Raw genomic sequence first — 20,198 nt, 5'->3', positions numbered from 1 at the left:
GTTAACCCTCCGGAGCTGTTCGTGTCCTCATTGCCCGTCGCCGTCGTTCTGCCTGAGCTGCTTGCTGCCCTGCGACAGTCTCCGCAGGTTTTGCTCAACGCGCCCACCGGCGCGGGTAAATCCACCTGGCTGCCGCTGCAGATCCTCAAAGAGCGTACCCTCGCTGGGAAAATTATCCTGCTGGAGCCGCGCAGGCTGGCCGCACGTAGCGTGGCGCAGCGGCTGGCGGAATGGCTCAACGAAAAGCCGGGCGAGACGGTGGGCTATCGCATGCGCGCGGATACCTGCGTTGGGCCAACGACGCGGCTTGAGGTGGTGACCGAGGGCATCCTCACCCGCATGCTGCAAAACGATCCTGAACTCACCGGCGTCGGGCTGGTGATCCTCGATGAATTCCACGAGCGCAGCCTGCAGGCGGATCTGGCTCTGGCGCTGTTGCTGGACGTTCAGCAGGGGCTACGCGACGACCTTCGGCTGCTGATCATGTCGGCAACGCTCGATAACGCGCGGTTACAGCAGGTATTGCCTGCTGCCCCGGTCATCTCCTCTGCTGGCCGGGCTTTCCCGGTTGAGCGCCGCTACCAGCCGCTTCCTACACATCAGCGTTTTGATGAAGCCGTAGCGCTCGCCACCGCAGAGCTGCTGCGCCAGGCGTCGGGTTCCCTGCTGCTGTTCTTACCCGGCGTGGGCGAAATCCAGCGCGTGCAGGAGCAACTGGCGTCGCGCGTGAGCAGTGACGTGATGCTTTGCCCGCTGTACGGCGCGCTGTCGTTGAGCGATCAGCGCAAAGCGATCCTTCCTGCGCCAGAAGGGCGGCGTAAGGTGGTACTGGCAACCAATATTGCCGAAACCAGTTTAACTATCGAGGGTATTCGGCTGGTGGTGGATTGCGCCCAGGAGCGGGTGGCAAACTTTGACCCACGTAGCGGGCTGACAAAACTGCTTACGCAACGCATCAGCAAGGCGTCGATGGTCCAGCGCGCCGGCCGTGCGGGGCGGCTGGAACCGGGTATCTGTCTGCATTTAACCTCTGCCGAGCAGGCGGAACGTGCAGCCTTGCAAAGCACGCCGGAAATCATGCAAAGCGATCTCTCTGCGCTGGTGATGGATTTGTTACAGTGGGGCTGCCCGGATCCGGCCCAACTGACCTGGCTCAACCCGCCGCCCGCCGTGCATCTTGCCGCAGCACGGACTTTATTGACCCAGCTCGGCGCCCTGGAAGGGGAACGGTTGTCGTCACGCGGGCAGAAAATGGCGCGGCTGGGAAACGATCCTCGTCTGGCAGCCATGCTGGTCGCAGCAAAGGGCGAGGATGAAATTGCCACGGCGGCGAAACTGGCGGCTATTCTTGAGGAGCCGCCACGCGGCGGCAGTTGCGATTTGGTTCAGGCCTTTGCGCGTAATCAGGGAAACTGGCAGCAGCGGGCGCAGCAGCTTTGTCAACGGCTTCACTGCCGGGGTGGCGCGCCTGATAGCGATAAAATTGCCGCCCTGCTGGCACCGGCTTTTGTCGACCGGATTGCGCGCCGCCGTGGGCGGGACGGGCGGTATCAACTGGCAAACGGTATGGGCGCGATGCTGGACAGCGATGATGCTATGACGCGTAACGCGTGGCTGATTGCGCCGCTCTTACTGCAGGGGAGCCACTCGGCAGACGCACGTATTCTTCAGGCGATCGCCGTAGATATTGATGCCCTGACGTGCGCCTGTCCGCAGTTGCTTGAGCAATCGGATATCATCGAGTGGGATGACGCTCAGGGCACGCTGAAAGCGTTCAGGCGCAGCCAGATTGGAAAACTGACTCTGGTGACCAGGCCGCTGGCGAAACCGTCGGAGGAGGAGTTGCACCAGGCGATGCTCAACGGCATCCGGGAAAAGGGGCTGAGCACATTGAACTGGACCCCCGAGGCGGAGCAATATCGTATTCGTCTGCACTGTGCAGCGCGCTGGTTACCCCAGTACGCGTGGCCTGCGGTTGATGATCGCACGCTGCTGGCCACGCTTGAGGAGTGGCTGTTGCCGCAAATGCGCGGCATCCACTCCCTGCGGGCGCTTAACGCCCTTGATGTTAAGGTCGCGTTACAAAATTTACTGGACTGGTCATTACGTCAACGTCTGGATAGTGAACTGCCGGGGCATTACACTGTGCCGACCGGAAGCCGGATTGCCATCCGTTATGACGCGGATAATCCACCAGCGCTGGCGGTCCGCATGCAGGAGATGTTCGGTGAAGCGACTACGCCGTCTATCGCCGAAGGGCGCGTGCCGGTGGTGCTTGAGCTATTATCGCCGGCGCATCGTCCGCTGCAGATCACCCGCGATCTCGGGGCGTTCTGGGCGGGGAGCTACCGCGAAGTGCAAAAAGAGATGAAGGGGCGTTATCCCAAACATGTCTGGCCGGACGACCCGGCGAATACCGCGCCGACGAGGCGGACGAAGAAATATTCTTAATTGAGAGATTTCTTCTTTCACGATGATGTGGAAGAAAAGAAAATCGGGCCCTTGCGCCTGAACGTTGCGGAGAAAATGCATGGCGGGGAATGACCGCGAGCCAATAGGACGTAAGGGTAAACCCACGCGTCCGGCGAAAGAAAAGGTAAGCCGTCGTCGCCTCAGAGATGAGGAGTACGATGATGACTATGAAGACGATGATGAGGATCAAGAACCGATGCCGCGTAAAGGGAAAGGCAAAGGGCGTAAGCCTCGGGGCAAACGCGGCTGGTTCTGGCTGCTGCTGAAGCTGTTTATTGTTCTGGTGGTGCTGATCGCCATTTATGGCGTCTATCTGGATCAGAAGATCCGCAGCCGTATTGACGGGAAAGTCTGGCAGTTACCGGCGGCGGTGTATGGCCGTATGGTGAACCTGGAGCCGGAGATGTCCATCAGCAAGAACGAGATGGTCAAACTGCTGCAGGCCACCCAATATCGTCAGGTCTCGAAGATGACGCGTCCCGGCGAGTTCACGGTGCAGGCGAAAAGCATTGAGATGATCCGTCGTCCGTTCGATTTCCCGGATAGCAAAGAAGGGCAGGTGCGCGCGCGTCTGAGCTTTGATAGCGAGCGTCTGGAGACCATCGAGAATATGGATAACAACCGCCAGTTCGGTTTCTTCCGTCTCGATCCGCGCCTTATCACCATGCTCTCATCGGCAAACGGCGAACAGCGCCTGTTTGTGGCGCGTAACGGCTTCCCGGATCTGCTGGTGGACACCCTGCTGGCTACCGAAGACCGCCATTTTTACGAGCACGATGGCATCAGCCTCTACTCCATTGGCCGTGCGGTGCTGGCAAACCTGACCGCCGGACGGACGGTGCAGGGGGCGAGTACCCTGACGCAACAGCTAGTGAAGAACCTGTTCCTCTCCAGCGAGCGTTCATACTGGCGTAAAGCCAACGAAGCCTACATGGCCGTGCTGATGGATGCCCGCTACAGCAAGGATCGTATTCTTGAGCTGTACATGAACGAGGTGTACCTCGGTCAGAGCGGTGATAATGAAATTCGCGGCTTCCCGCTGGCGAGCCTGTACTACTTTGGCCGTCCGGTAGAAGAGCTGAGCCTTGATCAGCAGGCGCTGCTGGTGGGCATGGTGAAAGGGGCGTCGATTTACAACCCGTGGCGCAACCCGAAACTTGCCCTGGAGCGTCGTAATCTGGTCCTGCGCTTGCTGCAACAGCAGCAGGTGATTGACCAGGAGCTGTACGACATGCTGAGCGCTCGGCCACTCGGCGTTCAGCCGCGCGGCGGCGTGATCTCGCCGCAGCCGGCATTCATGCAGATGGTGCGTCAGGAGCTGCAGTCTAAGCTGGGTGACAAGGTGAAAGATCTCTCCGGCGTGAAGATCTTCACCACCTTTGACCCGGTGGCCCAGGACGCGGCAGAAAAAGCGGCCGTTGAGGGCATTCCGGTCCTGAAGAAACAGCGCAAGCTGAGCGACCTTGAAACCGCCATGGTGGTGGTTGACCGTAATACCGGCGAAGTTCGCGCCATGGTGGGCGGGGCTGAGCCGCAGTTTGCAGGCTACAACCGCGCTATGCAGGCCCGTCGTTCCATTGGCTCCCTCGCGAAACCGGCGACCTATCTCACCGCCCTGAGCCTGCCGAATCAGTATCGTTTAAACACCTGGATTGCCGATGCGCCAATCTCCCTGCGCCAGCCTAACGGCCAGGTCTGGTCGCCGCAGAACGATGACAGGCAGTTCAGCGGACAGGTGATGATGGTGGATGCATTGACCCGCTCCATGAACGTGCCGACGGTGAACCTGGGAATGTCGCTCGGTCTGCCTGCCATCACCGAGACCTGGCAGAAGCTGGGGGCGCCGAAAAACCAGCTGCATCCGGTCCCGGCGATGATTCTGGGGGCGCTGAACCTGACGCCAATCGAGGTTGCACAGGCATTCCAGACCATTGCCAGCGGCGGTAATCGCGCGCAGCTCTCTGCGCTACGCTCGGTCATTGCCGAAGACGGCTCCGTGCTGTATCAGAGCTTCCCGCAGGCGGAACGTGCCGTTCCGGCCCAGGCGGCCTATATGACGCTGTGGACCATGCAGCAGGTCGTGCAGCGTGGTACCGGACGTCAGTTGGGAGCGAAGTATCCGGGTCTGCATCTGGCGGGTAAAACCGGGACCACCAACAACAACGTTGATACCTGGTTTGCCGGTATCGATGGCCGTGAAGTGGTGATCACCTGGGTGGGTCGCGATAACAACCAGCCAACAAAGCTGTACGGTGCGAGCGGGGCGATGTCCATTTACCAGCGCTATCTGGCGAATCAGTCTCCGGTACCGCTGAACCTGGTGGCGCCGGAAGATATCGTCGATATGGGCGTGGATGATGCAGGTAACTTCCTTTGCGGCGGCGGTATGCGTACCTTGCCTGTCTGGACGACCAATCCGGACTCGCTGTGTCAGCAGAGCCAGCCTGAACAGCCGACGGGGGATCCGTTCGGTCAGCCTTCGCAACCTCAGCAGCCGCAGCAGCAGCCGCAGAATGAGAAGAAAGAGAGCGACGGCGTCGCTGGCTGGATAAAAGACATGTTCGGCGCTAACTAACCCCTCAGATACCCCCTTCCACGCAAGGGGGTATTTTTTCACCTCTACTGCTCATTTTCTTAACGGCAATTTCAAGGCTTATTAACGCCACGTTTCCTGTTGTTTATTTCTTAAACCCTTAATTCTTGTAGGGCCGCATACTGCTTGCTATACCGCCAGCGATTCGCATATTATTCTGCGGTCATAATAATAATTCTCGTTTACGTTATCATTCACCTTTTTCATCAGAGAACCATCATGGCGCTTTCCAATACTGCTCAGCCAAATAACACGTCGCTGCGTAAAATCGCGGTCGTCGTAGCCACAGCGGTTGCCGGCATGTCTACTCATGCACATGCTGCCGAAACCCCGAAAAAAGAAGAAACTATCACCGTCACTGCCGCACCGGCTGCGCAGGAAAGTGCCTGGGGGCCAGCTCCCACGATTGCGGCAAAACGTAGCGCAACGGCGACAAAGACCGATACGCCGATTGAGAAAACCCCGCAGTCTATTTCCGTGGTCACGCGAGAAGAAATGGACATGAAACAGCCGGGTACGGTTAAGCAAGCCCTCTCATATACACCGGGTGTTTTTGCCACTCGCGGCGCGTCGACAACGTACGATGTGGTCTCAATTCGAGGCTTCACGACCTCTACCACCGTGAATACCAACCAGTATCTGGATGGCATGAAGCTGCAGGGTGATAACTATTCTGAAGTGTCCATGGATCCCTATTTCCTTGAACGCGTTGAACTGCTGCGTGGGCCTACCTCCGTCCTGTACGGCAAAAGCCACCCGGGCGGGGTGGTCAGTATGGTAAGCAAGCGTCCAACAACAGAGCCGCTAAAAGAAATTCAGTTCAAGATGGGCACCGATAACCTGTGGCAAACCGGGTTCGATTTCAGCGATGCGATTGACGATGACGGCGTATGGTCATACCGCCTGACCGGGCTGGGCCGCAGTGAAAATGCGCAGCAGGAAAGGATTAAGTCTACCCGCTACGCTATTGCGCCTGCTTTCAGCTGGCGTCCTGACGACAAAACCGATTTCACTTTCCTGAGTAACTTCCAGAACGATCCGGATGCGGGCTATTACGGCTGGCTGCCGCGGGAAGGTACCGTTGTGCCTTACTATGACGCCAACGGAAAAGCGCACAAGCTGCCGACCGATTTCAACGAAGGGGATGAAGACAACAAAATCTCCCGTCGCCAGAAGATGGTCGGTTACAGCTTCTCGCATCAATTTGACGATACCTTTACCGTGCGTCAAAACCTGCGCTACACCAAAGTTAACACGCTCTACCGTTCAGTGTACGGCAACGGCTATATCCCACCGGCGCAAATCAGCCGCGCCTATGTGCGTTCTGATGAAAAACTGAACTCGTTCACGGTCGATACCCAACTGCAGTCCAAACTCTCGACCGGTGCCGTTGAGCATACCCTGTTAACGGGCGTTGATTACCTTCGCATGCGCAACGATATTGACGCTGATTATGGCACCGCTGATCCTATCAGCATGACCAATCCGCAGCACAACAATGCGAATATCAACGTGACCTTCCCGTATGCCGTGCTTAATCGCCAGGAACAAACGGGCCTGTACGCGCAAGATCAGGCCGAATGGGATAAATGGGTACTGACCCTCGGCGGACGTTACGATTTTGCCAAAACGTCCACGCTGACCCGTTCCTCTGCCACGACGGCTGAAATTAACGATCGGGCGTTCACCTGGCGCGGCGGTATTAACTACCTGTTCGATAATGGCGTCACGCCCTACTTTAGTTACAGCGAATCCTTCGAGCCAATCTCCGGTGCAACTCTGGGCGGTAAACCGTTCGATCCGGCGCGCGGCAAGCAGTATGAAGCGGGCGTGAAATACGTACCGAAAGATCTGCCTGTTGTTGTGACGGCGGCGGTCTTCCAGTTGACCAAAAACAACAACCTGACTGCCGACCCGGCGAACCCGACCAGTGGCTTTAGCGTGCAGGGCGGTGAAATTCGCTCGCGTGGCCTGGAACTGGAAGCCAAAGCGGCGGTGAATGCCAACGTTAACGTGACGGCATCTTATACCTACACGGATGCAGAATACACGCACGATACCTGGTATGAAGGCCGTCGTCCGGCGGAAGTGCCGCGTAACATGGCCTCTCTCTGGGCGGATTATACCTTCCACGAAACGGCGCTGAGTGGTCTGACGGTAGGCGCGGGCACCCGGTACATTGGTAACACCGTCTCCTATTATTCAGCCACCTCGCCAAAAGCGTACCAGTCATTTAACGTGGCGGGCTTTGCCCTGGCGGATGCGACCGTGAAATACGATCTGGCGCGCTTTGGACTGCCGGGTTCCTCGGTCGGCGTCAACGTGAACAACATCTTTGACCGCGAGTATGTCTCCAGCTGCTATAGCGAATACGCATGCTACTGGGGGGCAGGACGTCAGGTTGTTGCTACCGCGACCTTCCGCTTCTAAACTCCCTTTGGGCACGGTTCACCGTGCCCTTTTTATTTAAGTTGGCTGAAAATGCAGGATAATAAAACGCAATCCGACACCACCTTTACGCTCAATCATCTCTCTTTTCGCGTACCCGGGCGCACCTTGCTGCATCCGCTCTCTTTGACGTTTCCCGCAGGAAAAGTGACCGGCCTGATTGGTCACAATGGGTCGGGGAAATCGACTCTGCTGAAAATGCTTGGCCGTCATCAGCCGCCGTCTGAGGGCGATATATTGCTGGACGAACAACCGCTTGAGCGCTGGAGCAGTAAAGCCTTTGCCCGCAAAGTAGCCTATTTGCCGCAGCAACTGCCGCAGGCGGAAGGGATGACGGTGCGTGAGCTGGTGGCGATTGGCCGTTATCCGTGGCACGGGGCGCTTGGGCGCTTCGGTGTGGCCGACAGAGAGAAAGTGGAAGAAGCGATTTCGCTGGTGGGTTTAAAACCGCTCGCGCACCGCCTGGTGGATAGCCTGTCCGGAGGCGAACGCCAGCGTGCGTGGATTGCGATGCTGGTGGCGCAGGATAGCCGCTGTTTGCTGCTTGATGAACCGACCTCCGCGCTGGATATTGCGCACCAGGTCGATGTCCTGGCGTTGGTACATCGTTTAAGCCAGCAGCGCGGGTTGACGGTGATTGCGGTCCTGCATGATATCAACATGGCGGCGCGTTATTGCGACTATCTCGTGGCGCTCCGTGGCGGTGAGATGATTGCCCAGGGCGCGCCGTCGGAACTGATGCGTAGCGACACGCTGGAACACATTTACGGTATCCCAATGGGTATTTTGCCTCACCCTGCCGGGGCTGCTCCGGTGAGCTTTGTCTACTGATGCTGGACTCCACTCTGATTAGCCGCCGACGCTTACTGACGGCGATGGCACTTTCCCCGCTGTTGTTGAAAATGAATACCGCGGGCGCGGCCGCGATTGATCCGCACCGCATTGTCGCCCTGGAATGGTTGCCGGTAGAACTGATGATGGCGCTGGGCATCACCCCCTACGGTGTAGCGGATATTCCTAACTACAACCTGTGGGTGAATGAGCCGAAGCTGCCCGATTCCGTTATTGACATCGGCCTGCGTACGGAGCCTAACCTTGAGCTGCTCACGCACATGAAGCCGTCATTTCTGTTCTGGTCCGCAGGCTACGGTCCGTCAGAAGCGACGATGGCGCGTATCGCCCCCGGCCGTGGTTTTACCTTCAGCGACGGTAAAAAACCGCTGACGATGGCGAAAAACTCTATCAATGAGATGGCGCAGTTCCTCAACCGCGAAGCGGTAGCGAAGCAGCATCTCGCTGAATTTGACGCGCAGATTGACTCCCTGAAGCCACGCTTTGCCCACCGCGGGGATCGCCCGCTGCTGATGGTAACGCTGCTGGATGCCCGCCATATGCTGGTTTTCGGCAAAAACTGTCTGTTTCAGGAAGTGCTCGATAGCTTTGGCATTCGCAATGCATGGGACGGCGAGATGACCTTCTGGGGCAGCACCGCCGTCGGTATCGACCGGCTGGCGGCGTTTCGTGATGTGGATGTGCTCTGTTTCGATCACGGCAATGAGCGCGACATGCAGGCATTGATGTCGACGCCGCTCTGGCAGGCGATGCCGTTTGTGCGCCAGCAACGCTTCCTGCGTGCCCCAGCCGTGTGGTTCTACGGCGCGACGTTGTCGGCCATGCATTTTGCCCGGGTGCTGGATAACGTCATGGGAGGCAAAGCATGAGTACGCGCATTGCCCGTTTCCCGGCGCTGCTGCTGACGGTGATTTTGCTGGTGACCCTGGCGCTGACCGGGTTCAACCTGTCGAATGCATTACCGCGCGAACAGTGGGGCGCGGCCTTTGCTGTGCCAGATATCGACAACATTCAACAGATGCTGTTCCACTATAGCCTGCTGCCACGTCTGGCGGTTTCCCTGCTGGTCGGGGCCGGGTTAGGGCTGGTGGGCGTCTTATTCCAGCAGGTATTGCGTAACCCGCTGGCAGAGCCGACCACCCTCGGCGTGGCGACGGGGGCGCAGCTTGGGATCACTATCACGACGCTGTGGGCACTGCCCGGGGCGCTAACCTCGCAGTTTGCGGCGCTCGCGGGCGCGGTCGCGGTCGGGGCGCTGGTATTCGGCGTGGCCTGGGGCAAACGTCTCTCCCCGGTGACGCTGATCCTCGCGGGATTAGTGGTCAGCCTTTACTGCGGGGCGGTCAACCAACTGCTGGTGCTGTTCCATCACGATCAACTGCAAAGCATGTTCCTGTGGAGTTCCGGCACGCTTACCCAGACTGACTGGAGCATAGCGCAGCGCCTGTGGCCGCAGTTAGTTGGCGGCGTGGTGCTGACATTCCTGCTCTTACGCCCGCTGACGCTAATGGGGCTTGATGATGGCGTCGCGCGTAACCTGGGGCTGGCGTTGTCCCTGGCGCGGCTGGCAGCGCTGACGCTGGCGATTGTGCTCAGCGCCCTGCTGGTCAACGCAGTCGGGATTATCGGTTTTATCGGGCTTTTTGCGCCGCTGCTGGCAAAAATGCTCGGCGCGCGCCGCCTGCTGGCGCGTTTACTGCTGGCTCCGCTGATTGGCGCCCTAATCCTCTGGCTCTCCGATCAGGTGATTCTCTGGCTGGCCCGCGTCTGGATGGAGGTCTCCACCGGTTCGGTGACGGCGCTGATTGGCGCGCCGCTGCTGCTGTGGCTGCTGCCACGTCTGCGCAGCATCAGTGCGCCTGCGATGGATGCGGGCGATAACGTCTATCCTGAACGTCAGTCGGTGCTGTGGTTTAGCCTCGCCGGGCTGGGCGTACTGATTATCGCCTGCGTGGCCGCACTCGCCTTCGGGCGTGATGCGACGGGGTGGCACTGGGCGACGGGCGATGTATTCAATGCATTGCTGCAGTGGCGCTGGCCGCGCATCTTTTCGGCGCTATTTGCCGGTGTGATGCTGGCGGTGGCGGGCTGTATTATCCAGCGCCTGACCGGTAACCCGATGGCCAGCCCGGAAGTGCTGGGGATCAGCTCCGGCGCGGCGTTTGGCGTGGTGCTGATGCTGTTCATGGTGCCGGGGAATGCCTTTGGCTGGCTGATGCCTGCCGGAAGTATCGGTGCGGCGGTCACGCTGCTTATTATTATGATTGCGTCCGGTCGCGGTGGATTCTCGCCGCATCGCATGCTGCTGGCGGGGATGGCGCTAAGCACCGCGTTCACCATGCTGCTGATGATGTTACAGGCAAGCGGCGATCCGCGCATGGCGCAGATCCTGACCTGGATCGCCGGTTCGACCTACGGGGCGACTGGCAGTCAGGTGGTTAATACCGGGATCGCGATGATTGTCCTTCTGGTGATGGTGCCATTGTGCCGTCGCTGGATGACTATTCTGCCGCTGGGCGGTGAAACCGCACGCGCGGTGGGGATGGCGTTAACACCTACCCGCGTGGGCCTGCTACTGCTGGCTGCCTGTCTGACGGCAACGGCGACCATGACCATAGGGCCGCTCAGCTTTGTGGGATTAATGGCGCCGCACATCGCCCGAATGATGGGCTTCCGTCGGACGATGCCGCATATCGTGATGTCTGCCCTGGCGGGCGGCGTGATACTGGTGTTTGCCGACTGGTGTGGAAGAATGGCGCTGTTCCCGTATCAGATCCCGGCGGGGCTGCTGTCGACCTTCATCGGCGCGCCGTACTTTATTTATCTGTTGCGAAAGCAGAGTCGGTAATCATAGTAAACGGCAATCCTTAGATTGCCGTTTTAGTGTTTGCTCCCTCTCCCCGTGGGCTGAGGGTTCCCCAGTAATGTTTAAACAGAAGCAATAACGTTGTTTCAGCACGATTGCAGGCTTTCAGCGATGATCTGGCCCGGCTGTAAATCGCTGAGGCCGGGGTAAGGGCATCAAGACGCACATCTTACAGCTTCGCAAACACCTTACGCGCGGCGTCAATGGTGTTATTGATATCGTCTTCGCTGTGCGCTACGGACATAAAGCCTGCTTCAAATGCCGAGGGCGCCAGATAGACCCTTTCCTCGAGCATCAGGTGGAAGAAGCGCTTGAAGCGTTCAACGTCGCACTTCACTACGTCCTGGTAGCGGGTCACAGTTTTTGCATCGGTGAAGAAGATCCCGAACATCCCGCCCACGTGGTTAACCACCAGCGGAATACCCGCGTCGCTGGCTGCCTCAAGCAGACCGTTTGCCAACTGCGTGGTCAGGCTGGTCAGGGTTTCGTGAATACCCGGCTGTGCAACTTCGGTCAGGCAGGCGAATCCGGCTGCCATGGCAATCGGGTTGCCTGACAGCGTACCCGCCTGGTAAACCGGACCGGTTGGCGCCAGCGCTTCCATCACCTCTTTACGGCCACCAAAGGCGCCGACCGGCATACCGCCGCCGATGATTTTGCCCAGACAGGTTAGATCCGGCTCCACGCCGTAGTATGACTGAGCGCCCGCCAGCGCCACGCGGAAACCGGTCATCACTTCGTCGATAATCAGCAGAGCGCCGTATTCATCGCACAGGGCGCGCAGGCCCGGCAGGAAATCAGGTTGGGGTGGGATGCAGTTCATGTTGCCTGCAACCGGCTCTACGATGATGCAGGCGATCTCCTGCGGATACTGTTCGAACGCCGCGCGAACGGTGTCCAGATCGTTATAGGTGCAGGTCAGGGTGTGTCTGGCGAAGTCGGCCGGTACGCCTGGAGAGTTCGGCTGGCCGAGGGTTAAGGCGCCGGAACCCGCTTTCACCAGCAGGCAGTCGGCGTGGCCATGGTAGCAACCTTCAAATTTGATGATTTTGTCACGACCGGTAAAACCGCGCGCCAGACGGATAGCGCTCATGGTGGCCTCGGTTCCGGAGTTCACCATACGCACCATGTCCATGGTGGGAACCAGTTCGGTGACCAGCGCCGCCATCTTGACTTCCATTTCGGTTGGCGCGCCAAAGCTCAGGCCGCGCTGGGCCGCGTCAATCACCGCATTGCGGATCGCCGGGTGGTTATGCCCCAGCACCATCGGGCCCCAGGAGCCGACATAATCGATATAGGCTTTACCGTCGACATCAAACAGGTACGCGCCGTCAGAACGTTCAATAAACAGCGGCGTTCCACCCACGCCGGTAAAGGCGCGGACCGGCGAGTTCACACCGCCTGGAATAAGCTCCCGGGCTGCACTGTAGAGGTTTTCAGACTTGCTCATGGCGTCGTTCCTGGTTCGTATAAAATGATTAAGCACACTATTCTAAGTGATCCGCAGAAGGTTATGAAATTTTTGGCCTGGTAATACAAAAACAATTATTAAGGATTTTTCACGGGACGCTGCGGCGGTCTCTGGTAAAATCTTTGCGGCTAATTGTATGACGAAAAAGAACTGGTGATGAAAGTAGATACCCCCTCATTTGAAGAACAACAGTTTGCGCGCGCGCGTCACCGTATCAGTATTCGTCGGTTGCTTAACCGCGATAAAACGCCGCTGGCGATCCTGCTGGCTGCCGCCGTGGTGGGAACGCTGGCCGGGCTGGTTGGCGTCGCGTTTGAGAAAGCGGTAAATGCGGTGATCAACTGGCGCATGGGCACGATTGCCGGGTACGCACAGAGCGGATGGCTGGTGTGGACAGGGGCATTTGTCTTGTCTGCGCTAATGGCGATGGTGGGCTATTTTCTGGTGCGTAAATTCGCCCCCGAGGCTGGCGGCTCCGGTATTCCTGAAATAGAAGGCGCGCTTGAAGAGTTGCGCCCGGTCCGCTGGTGGCGGGTGATCCCGGTAAAATTTATCGGTGGGATGGGTACGCTCGGCGCAGGGATGGTGCTGGGGCGTGAAGGGCCAACCGTTCAGCTTGGGGGCAATATCGGACGAATGGTGGGCGATCTTTTTCGCATGCGCAGTGCGGAAGCGCGCCATACGCTGCTGGCAACCGGTGCGGCGGCGGGGCTTTCCGCGGCGTTCAATGCACCGCTGGCGGGGATCCTGTTTATTATCGAAGAGATGCGCGCCCAGTTTCGCTATAACCTGATCTCCATTAAAGCGGTGTTCACTGGCGTTATTATGTCGAGCATTGTCTTTCGCGTGATTAACGGCGAAGGGGCGGTGATTGAGGTGGGGAAACTGACCAACGCACCGGTCAATACGCTGTGGCTGTATCTGATCCTCGGGATGATATTTGGCGTTGTCGGCCCCTTATTTAATGCCTTCATTTTACGCGCTCAGGATCTGTTTCAACGTATTCACAGAGACAACACCACCAGATGGGTGCTGGTTGGCGGGCTGCTGGGGGGCATGTGCGGCATTATCGGTCTGATAGAACCTAATGCCACAGGCGGCGGTTTTGGGCTGATCCCCATTGCGGCGGCGGGTAATTTTAGCGTCGGTTTGTTGCTGTTCCTGTTTATTTCGCGGGTTGTCACCACCGTGCTCTGTTTCTCATCCGGTGCGCCTGGCGGTATTTTCGCCCCGATGCTGGCGCTCGGCACATTACTGGGTACGGCTTTTGGCATGGCTGCAGAGGCTGGCTTCCCGGCGTATCATCTTGATGCGGGAACGTTCGCCATTGCCGGAATGGGCGCGCTGCTGGCCGCTTCGCTACGTGCGCCGTTGACCGGGATCGTACTGGTTCTGGAGATGACCGATAATTATCAGCTCATTTTGCCAATGATCATTACCTGTCTCGGCGCGACACTATTAGCCCAATTCCTGGGGGGAAAACCGCTATACTCCACCCTTCTTGCTCGTACCCTCGCGAAACAGGAGACGGAACAGGCCTCGACGCAGAATACTTGAATGAATTACCAGGGTATTAGATAATGAACAAAAGAATTGGGTGATTTTTACCCAATGGCAGTAAGCAGTATTCATGGGAGCATAAGATGAGTGATGACGTAGTCGCTGTGCCGCTGGAATTTACCGAAGCAGCGGCCAATAAAGTGAAAACCCTGATTGCCGATGAAGACAATCCGGATCTGAAACTGCGCGTATATATTACCGGCGGCGGCTGTAGCGGCTTCCAGTATGGTTTTACTTTTGACGACCAGGTTAACGAAGGTGATATGACTATCGAGAAGCAGGGCGTTGCGCTGGTGGTGGATCCGATGAGCCTGCAATATCTGGTAGGCGGAGCGGTGGATTACAGCGAAGGTCTGGAAGGTTCGCGCTTTGTGGTCACCAACCCGAATGCGACAAGCACCTGTGGGTGTGGGTCTTCGTTCAGCATCTGACAATCATAACGGTAACCTGATGGTTACCGTTTTGCTTTTATCTTACGTTGTCATCCAGCGCAAACGTCGGCAGCTTCAGGTGCCAGCGTATCGCCGCTAAACGTATCCCCAGGGGTGACGACCATTCCCAGCATCGCTGCGTTCTCCAGCGGGACCGCAAAGGTATAATAGGCCGTGGCATGGACAATGCCGCCGACGATACAGGCCGTTGCGTAGATTTCGGTGCGCAGGATCATCGGTATTTCACGCGCCAGAATGTCACGGATAATGCCGCCGCCGACGCCAGTTAATACCCCCATGCAGACGGCCACCAGTGGGCCCGTTCCGGCATGAAAGGCTTTATTCACCCCAATGCCCACAAACACCGCCAGGCCGACGGCATCCAGCACCGGCAATATCCATTTAGGTAATCTGCGCGGCTGGCGTACCAGCGCGATGGTCAACAGGCAGGTGACCATAGCCACCACCAGGTCGGTGGGATCTTTCACCCAAAATACCGGGCCATGGGCCAGCGCCATATCGCGGATCGTCCCACCGCCGATGGCGGTAACCACGCCCAAAACCAACACGCCAAAAGGGTCCATGCGTAATTTTCCGGCGAGCAATACGCCGGATATAGCAAAAACGGCTGTGCCAAGAATATCCAGCCAATACACGAGCATCGTTAAATCCTCGAACGGGTGTTTATCTGAGTGAGTCACTCTCTGCCAGCGCGGCACAGAGTTGTTTTGCGGCGAGGATAATACGCGGGCTGGCACGTTCAAACCAGTCGCGGTTGAGCGGGATCACCGGTATTTTTAGCTGGCTTTGCCAGAACTGTTCAATTTTAGGAATCTCACTCGCACTTCCGACCACCACGATGGCCTGCGGCTGGCGGATCAAAACCTGTTCCCGACTGACCTGCGGCCAGGGGACCCGGCTGGCAGCAAAGATATTTTCACCGCCACAAACGTCGAGCACCTGGTTCTGAATAGTGCCTTTTCCGCTAGTGAACAATGGCTGGCTGCCAAACTGCAGGAAAATGCGTTTTTTCGCTGGCGTGTCGTATTGGCTTTTCAGCGCAGCGTAGTCGCTGAGCATCCGGGTTGCCACAGCCTCGGCCTTTTCCGGCGTTGGGCTGAAGGGGGCGAGCGCGCGAAGTGCTGCGGCGACTTGCTCAATGCTCACCGCGTCAACCCACATGACGTTAATCCCAAGCGAAGTGAGCTGGTTTACCTGGCGCTCGGCATTTCCGCCGCGCCATGCCAGTACGAGGTCGGGCTTGAGCGCCACGATACGCTCAAGATTCATCCCCTGCCATGTTGATACCTGCTCTATGCCGGCCGCTTGCGGCGGATAATCTGAAAAACTGCTCACGCCAACGGGAGTGATCCCGGCAGCAAACGCCAGCTCGGTGTTCGCCGGGGAGAGCGTTATCACCCGCGGCGCGGCATAAAGCCATGCCGGTGCGAGCAGAAGCAGGGCGGCTAGCGCCCTCAAGCAGGCTTTACCCACGCGCCAGATTCTGTACCAGGCGTTCCACCATGACGGTAGACTGTTTTGCGGCAACGGCCAGGAACTCGTCGAAGCTCAGGTGCGATTGTTGGTCCGCCACGTCAGAGATAGCACGGACTACCACGAACGGGACGCTGAAATTATGGCAAACGTGAGCAATCGCGGTCGCTTCCATCTCAACGGCGACGGCCTGCGGGAAGTTATGACGGATTTTCGCCAGGCCAACGGAGCCATTGATAAAGGCGTCGCCGCTGACAATCAGGCCGCGCACGGCGTTCAGATCTAATTCAGCGATGCAGGTCTCGGCGGCGGCAATCAGCTTATCGTCTGCTTTAAAGCCTGCCGGGCAACCCGGAAGCTGACCATATTCATAGCCAAACGCGGTCACGTCCGCATCGTGGTAACGCGCTTCGTCAGAGACGACGATATCACCCACTTTTAGCGTTGGTGCGAGGCCGCCCGCAGATCCGGTATTGATGATCACGTCCGGCTTGCAGTGTTCGAGCAGCAGGGTTGCACCCAGCGCAGCAGCAACTTTACCGATGCCAGATTTCAGCAGAGCAACCTCAACGCCGTTCAACTGGCCGGTATAGATTTCACAACCACCCAGAGAGAGAGTCTGACGGTTCTCAATTTTGTCACGCAGGAGCGTAACTTCTTCTTCCATTGCACCAATAATGCCGATTTTCATAGATTTACTCGCGATGTACCTCGTTAAGATGCATAGTCTATCATGGGCTTTAGTGGAAGCGCATTTCTCACGCGGGGGAGCACATGACGCAGATCGATTTTCGCATAAAAATTAACTGGCATCGGCGCTTCCGTTCGCCGCAGGGCGATAAGAGCGAGCATGAGATCCTGAGGATCTTCGAAAGCGATCGCGGACGCATCATTAACTCACCCGCCATTCGTCGCTTGCAGCAAAAGACTCAGGTGTTTCCGCTGGAACGTAACGCCGCAGTGCGCACGCGCTTAACCCACTCAATGGAGGTTCAGCAAGTCGGGCGTTATATTGCTAAAGAGATTTTGAGCCGCCTTAAAGAGCAGCGGTTGCTGGCACGCTATGGTCTTGATGAATTGACCGGGCCATTCGAGAGCATCGTTGAAATGGCGTGCCTGATGCATGATATTGGTAATCCCCCCTTTGGTCATTTCGGTGAAGCTGCCATCAATGACTGGTTTAAACAGCGCCTTTTCCCGGCGGATGCGGCAAGCCAGCCGCTCAGTGACGATCGCTGTAAGGTGCGTGATTTATGCCTGCGTGAGGGGGAAGAAGATCTGAACGTTCTTCGTCGTAAAGTGCGCCAGGATCTTTGTCATTTTGAAGGCAATGCGCAGGGGATCCGACTGGTGCATTCTCTGATGCGCATGAATCTCACCTGGGCGCAGGTTGGCTGCATCCTCAAATATACGCGCCCGGCGTGGTGGATGGGCGAGGCGCCGGCATCCCACAGTTATTTGATGAAAAAGCCAGGCTACTACTTATCTGAAGAAGCCTATATTGAGCGGTTGCGTAAAGAACTGTCGTTGGCGCCGAATGGCCGTTTTCCCTTAACGTGGATTATGGAGGCTGCGGACGATATCTCCTATTGTGTCGCCGACCTGGAGGATGCCGTTGAGAAAAGAATATTCAGCGTTGAGGAGCTTTATCAACATCTGTATGACGCCTGGGGTCAGCACGAAAAGGGATCGTTGTTTTCTCAGGTCGTCGAAAATGCCTGGGAAAAGTCGCGCTCAAATTCATTAAGCCGCAGCACGGAAGACCAGTTCTTTATGTATTTGCGGGTTAATACTCTCAATAAACTGGTGCCTTATGCGGCCTCGCGCTTTATCGATAATCTGCCGACCATTTTTAGCGGTGAATTCAACCATGCGTTGCTCGAAGACGACAGTAGCTTTAGTCAACTTCTTGAACTCTATAAAAATGTTGCCGTGCGGCATGTGTTCAGCCATCCTGATGTCGAACAGTTAGAGTTACAGGGATACCGGGTGATAAGCGGGCTGCTGGAGATTTATAGCCCACTGCTGCAGTTAACGGTCGAGGAGTTTAGTGAACTGGTAGAAGACGAGCGGGTACGTCGATTACCGATTGAATCCCGGCTTTACCAAAAATTGTCGACCCGCCATCGTCTGGCCTACGTCGAAGCAACGGGTAAACTGGAGAAACAATCTTCACAATGGCCCGTTATGGAATATTATTATCGCTGTCGACTTATTCAGGACTATATCAGCGGCATGACAGATTTGTATGCCTGGGACGAATACCGCAAGCTGATGGCCGTTGAATAAACGCGGAGTTTTGTAAAGAGCGCCAATAAATTTTTACTTTTTCCATAAACTTAATCCCGGAACTAAGCGTTATAAAACGAATCTGAGTTACACAGCAATTATGCAATATCGGGTAAATCGAGATTGAGAAATATGAAAAAAACCGCTTTAGCAATGAGTACACTGGCTCTAAGTTTAGGTTTAGCGCTGTCTCCTCTGACTGCTACTGCAGCTGAGGCCGCGCCGTCCACGGCAGCAACCTCTCAGCAGATGCCAAGTCTGGCGCCAATGCTCGAAAAGGTGATGCCATCGGTGGTGAGCATTAACGTAGAGGGCAGTACCACGGTTAATACGCCGCGTATGCCAAGAAACTTCCAGCAGTTCTTCGGTGATAACTCACCGTTCTGCCAGGAGGGTTCGCCATTCCAGAGCTCCCCGTTCTGCCAGGGTGGGGGGGCAGGTGAAAACAGCCAGGGCGGCGGGCAGCAGCAGAAATTTATGGCGCTGGGCTCAGGGGTAATTATTGATGCGGCTAAAGGCTACGTGGTGACCAATAACCACGTTGTGGATAACGCCAGCACCATCAAAGTTCAGATGAGCGACGGCCGTAGATTCGATGCCAAAGTGGTGGGTAAAGATCCGCGCTCCGATATCGCGCTGATCCAGATTCAGGATCCGAAAAACCTGACGGCGATTAAGCTTGCCGATTCTGACGCGTTGCGCGTCGGCGATTATACCGTGGCTATCGGTAACCCGTTCGGTCTGGGCGAAACGGTGACCTCGGGTATCGTTTCTGCGCTGGGTCGTAGTGGCCTGAACGCTGAGAACTATGAAAACTTCATCCAGACGGATGCGGCCATTAACCGCGGTAATTCCGGTGGGGCGCTGGTGAACCTGAACGGTGAGTTGATTGGTATCAACACCGCGATCCTCGCACCGGACGGCGGTAACATTGGTATCGGTTTTGCTATCCCAAGCAACATGGTGAAAAACCTGACCTCGCAGATGGTGCAGTACGGCCAGGTGAAGCGCGGTGAATTGGGCATCATGGGTACTGAGCTGAACTCCGAGCTGGCGAAAGCGATGAAAGTTGACGCTCAGCGCGGCGCTTTCGTCAGCCAGGTGATGCCAAACTCGTCTGCGGCGAAAGCGGGCATTAAAGCGGGGGATGTGATCACCTCCCTGAACGGTAAGCCTATCAGCAGCTTTGCCGCGCTACGTGCTGAAGTGGGTTCCATGCCAATTGGCAGCAAAGTGACCCTTGGCCTGTTGCGTGAAGGTAAGCCGGTTGACGTGAGTCTGGAACTGCAGCAGAGCAGCCAGAATCAGGTTGATTCCAGCACCCTCTTCAGCGGTATCGAAGGTGCGGAGATGAGCAACAAAGGTGAAGATAAAGGCGTCGTGGTGAATAACGTGAAAGCGAACTCACCGGCTGCGCGTATCGGCCTGAAAAAAGGTGATGTGATCATGGCCGCGAACCAGCAGCCAGTGAAAAACATCGCTGAGTTGCGTAAAATCCTCGACGGTAAGCCCACCGTGCTGGCGCTGAATATCCAGCGTGGTGACACCACAATTTATCTGCTGATGCAGTAATCCCCTCATGTCCCTGCGTGTTTAACGCAGGGGCATTTCTCTTTTCTGTGATGCTTTCCACAAGTCCATACTTATCCCCCTGTCTTTGTGCATCCGCACAATGCGACCCTCACTGAACTCCCCTATGCTTGAGCTCTGCTCACAGGAGGG

13 protein-coding genes and 1 pseudogene are annotated in these 20,198 nt (G+C 57.0%); 10 read left to right on the top strand and 4 right to left on the bottom strand.

Annotated elements, in window-relative coordinates:
• Positions 1–21: 21 nt before the first annotated feature.
• The 6 genes from hrpB to fhuB all read left to right on the top strand — a co-directional run bounded on the left by hrpB (position 22) and on the right by fhuB (position 11,213).
• Positions 22–2,451 (top strand): ATP-dependent helicase HrpB, encoded by a 2,430-nt coding sequence (hrpB, locus tag NL510_RS19140; RefSeq protein WP_253379331.1) that lies wholly within the window; start codon positions 22–24, stop codon positions 2,449–2,451.
• 79 nt (positions 2,452–2,530) lie between these two features.
• Complete coding sequence (gene mrcB, locus NL510_RS19135; RefSeq protein ID WP_253379330.1) at positions 2,531–5,047, top strand: bifunctional glycosyl transferase/transpeptidase; 2,517 nt, start codon at positions 2,531–2,533, stop codon at positions 5,045–5,047.
• 237 nt (positions 5,048–5,284) lie between these two features.
• On the top strand, positions 5,285–7,495 hold the full coding sequence (gene fhuA, locus NL510_RS19130; protein WP_253379329.1) for a ferrichrome porin FhuA: 2,211 nt from the start codon (positions 5,285–5,287) through the stop codon (positions 7,493–7,495).
• Between the two features lie 51 nt (positions 7,496–7,546).
• A complete protein-coding gene (gene fhuC / locus NL510_RS19125) occupies positions 7,547–8,344 on the top strand; it encodes a Fe3+-hydroxamate ABC transporter ATP-binding protein FhuC (protein WP_253379327.1) in 798 nt (265 codons plus the stop codon).
• Positions 8,344–9,234 carry a Fe(3+)-hydroxamate ABC transporter substrate-binding protein FhuD gene (gene fhuD / locus NL510_RS19120; RefSeq protein WP_253379325.1) on the top strand — a complete coding sequence of 297 codons (891 nt, stop codon included), beginning with the start codon at positions 8,344–8,346 and terminating at the stop codon, positions 9,232–9,234. Before fhuC ends, fhuD begins: the two co-directional genes overlap by 1 nt.
• Positions 9,231–11,213 (top strand): Fe(3+)-hydroxamate ABC transporter permease FhuB, encoded by a 1,983-nt coding sequence (gene fhuB, locus NL510_RS19115; protein ID WP_253379323.1) that lies wholly within the window; start codon positions 9,231–9,233, stop codon positions 11,211–11,213. Before fhuD ends, fhuB begins: the two co-directional genes overlap by 4 nt.
• A gap of 187 nt (positions 11,214–11,400) precedes the next feature.
• On the opposite strand, the gene hemL is transcribed toward fhuB, so the two are convergent.
• Positions 11,401–12,681: a glutamate-1-semialdehyde 2,1-aminomutase gene (gene hemL / locus NL510_RS19110; protein ID WP_253379321.1), complete on the bottom strand. Its 1,281-nt coding sequence runs from the start codon at positions 12,679–12,681 to the stop codon at positions 11,401–11,403.
• Between the two features lie 177 nt (positions 12,682–12,858).
• Between hemL and clcA the strand changes: the two genes are divergently transcribed.
• Together clcA and erpA are read left to right on the top strand one after the other, a co-directional pair.
• A complete protein-coding gene (gene clcA, locus NL510_RS19105) occupies positions 12,859–14,259 on the top strand; it encodes a H(+)/Cl(-) exchange transporter ClcA (protein ID WP_253379314.1) in 1,401 nt (466 codons plus the stop codon).
• An 86-nt stretch (positions 14,260–14,345) separates the two neighbouring features.
• Positions 14,346–14,693 carry an iron-sulfur cluster insertion protein ErpA gene (erpA, locus tag NL510_RS19100; protein WP_253379313.1) on the top strand — a complete coding sequence of 116 codons (348 nt, stop codon included), beginning with the start codon at positions 14,346–14,348 and terminating at the stop codon, positions 14,691–14,693.
• Between the two features lie 37 nt (positions 14,694–14,730).
• Here erpA and NL510_RS19095 read toward each other — a convergent pair.
• The 3 genes and pseudogenes from NL510_RS19095 to mtnN form a co-directional block, all read right to left on the bottom strand.
• A pseudogene (locus tag NL510_RS19095) lies at positions 14,731–15,355 on the bottom strand (TRIC cation channel family protein).
• Between the two features lie 22 nt (positions 15,356–15,377).
• The gene (btuF, locus tag NL510_RS19090; RefSeq protein WP_253379304.1) at positions 15,378–16,187 is read right to left on the bottom strand and encodes a vitamin B12 ABC transporter substrate-binding protein BtuF; all 810 of its coding nucleotides are present in this window, start codon (positions 16,185–16,187) and stop codon (positions 15,378–15,380) included.
• A complete protein-coding gene (gene mtnN, locus NL510_RS19085) occupies positions 16,180–16,878 on the bottom strand; it encodes a 5'-methylthioadenosine/S-adenosylhomocysteine nucleosidase (RefSeq protein ID WP_253379302.1) in 699 nt (232 codons plus the stop codon). Before mtnN ends, btuF begins: the two co-directional genes overlap by 8 nt.
• A gap of 83 nt (positions 16,879–16,961) precedes the next feature.
• Between mtnN and dgt the strand changes: the two genes are divergently transcribed.
• Positions 16,962–18,476: a dGTPase gene (gene dgt, locus NL510_RS19080; protein ID WP_253379300.1), complete on the top strand. Its 1,515-nt coding sequence runs from the start codon at positions 16,962–16,964 to the stop codon at positions 18,474–18,476.
• 132 nt (positions 18,477–18,608) lie between these two features.
• Positions 18,609–20,048 (top strand): serine endoprotease DegP, encoded by a 1,440-nt coding sequence (degP, locus tag NL510_RS19075; protein WP_253379298.1) that lies wholly within the window; start codon positions 18,609–18,611, stop codon positions 20,046–20,048.
• Positions 20,049–20,198 lie beyond the last annotated feature (150 nt).

It is taken from the genome of unidentified bacterial endosymbiont (assembly GCF_918797525.1).
Lineage (GTDB): Bacteria > Pseudomonadota > Gammaproteobacteria > Enterobacterales > Enterobacteriaceae > Enterobacter.
This window is presented reverse-complemented; position numbering and strand designations above follow the sequence as displayed.

Coding starts and splice junctions, on each gene's coding strand:
- mrcB (WP_253379330.1), top strand. CDS start 2,531: ATGGCGGGGAATGACCGCGAGCCAATAGGACGTAAGGGTAAACCCACG.
- fhuA (WP_253379329.1), top strand. CDS start 5,285: ATGGCGCTTTCCAATACTGCTCAGCCAAATAACACGTCGCTGCGTAAA.
- fhuC (WP_253379327.1), top strand. CDS start 7,547: ATGCAGGATAATAAAACGCAATCCGACACCACCTTTACGCTCAATCAT.
- fhuD (WP_253379325.1), top strand. CDS start 8,344: ATGCTGGACTCCACTCTGATTAGCCGCCGACGCTTACTGACGGCGATG.
- fhuB (WP_253379323.1), top strand. CDS start 9,231: ATGAGTACGCGCATTGCCCGTTTCCCGGCGCTGCTGCTGACGGTGATT.
- hemL (WP_253379321.1), bottom strand. CDS start 12,681: ATGAGCAAGTCTGAAAACCTCTACAGTGCAGCCCGGGAGCTTATTCCA.
- clcA (WP_253379314.1), top strand. CDS start 12,859: ATGAAAGTAGATACCCCCTCATTTGAAGAACAACAGTTTGCGCGCGCG.
- erpA (WP_253379313.1), top strand. CDS start 14,346: ATGAGTGATGACGTAGTCGCTGTGCCGCTGGAATTTACCGAAGCAGCG.
- mtnN (WP_253379302.1), bottom strand. CDS start 16,878: ATGAAAATCGGCATTATTGGTGCAATGGAAGAAGAAGTTACGCTCCTG.
- dgt (WP_253379300.1), top strand. CDS start 16,962: ATGACGCAGATCGATTTTCGCATAAAAATTAACTGGCATCGGCGCTTC.
- degP (WP_253379298.1), top strand. CDS start 18,609: ATGAAAAAAACCGCTTTAGCAATGAGTACACTGGCTCTAAGTTTAGGT.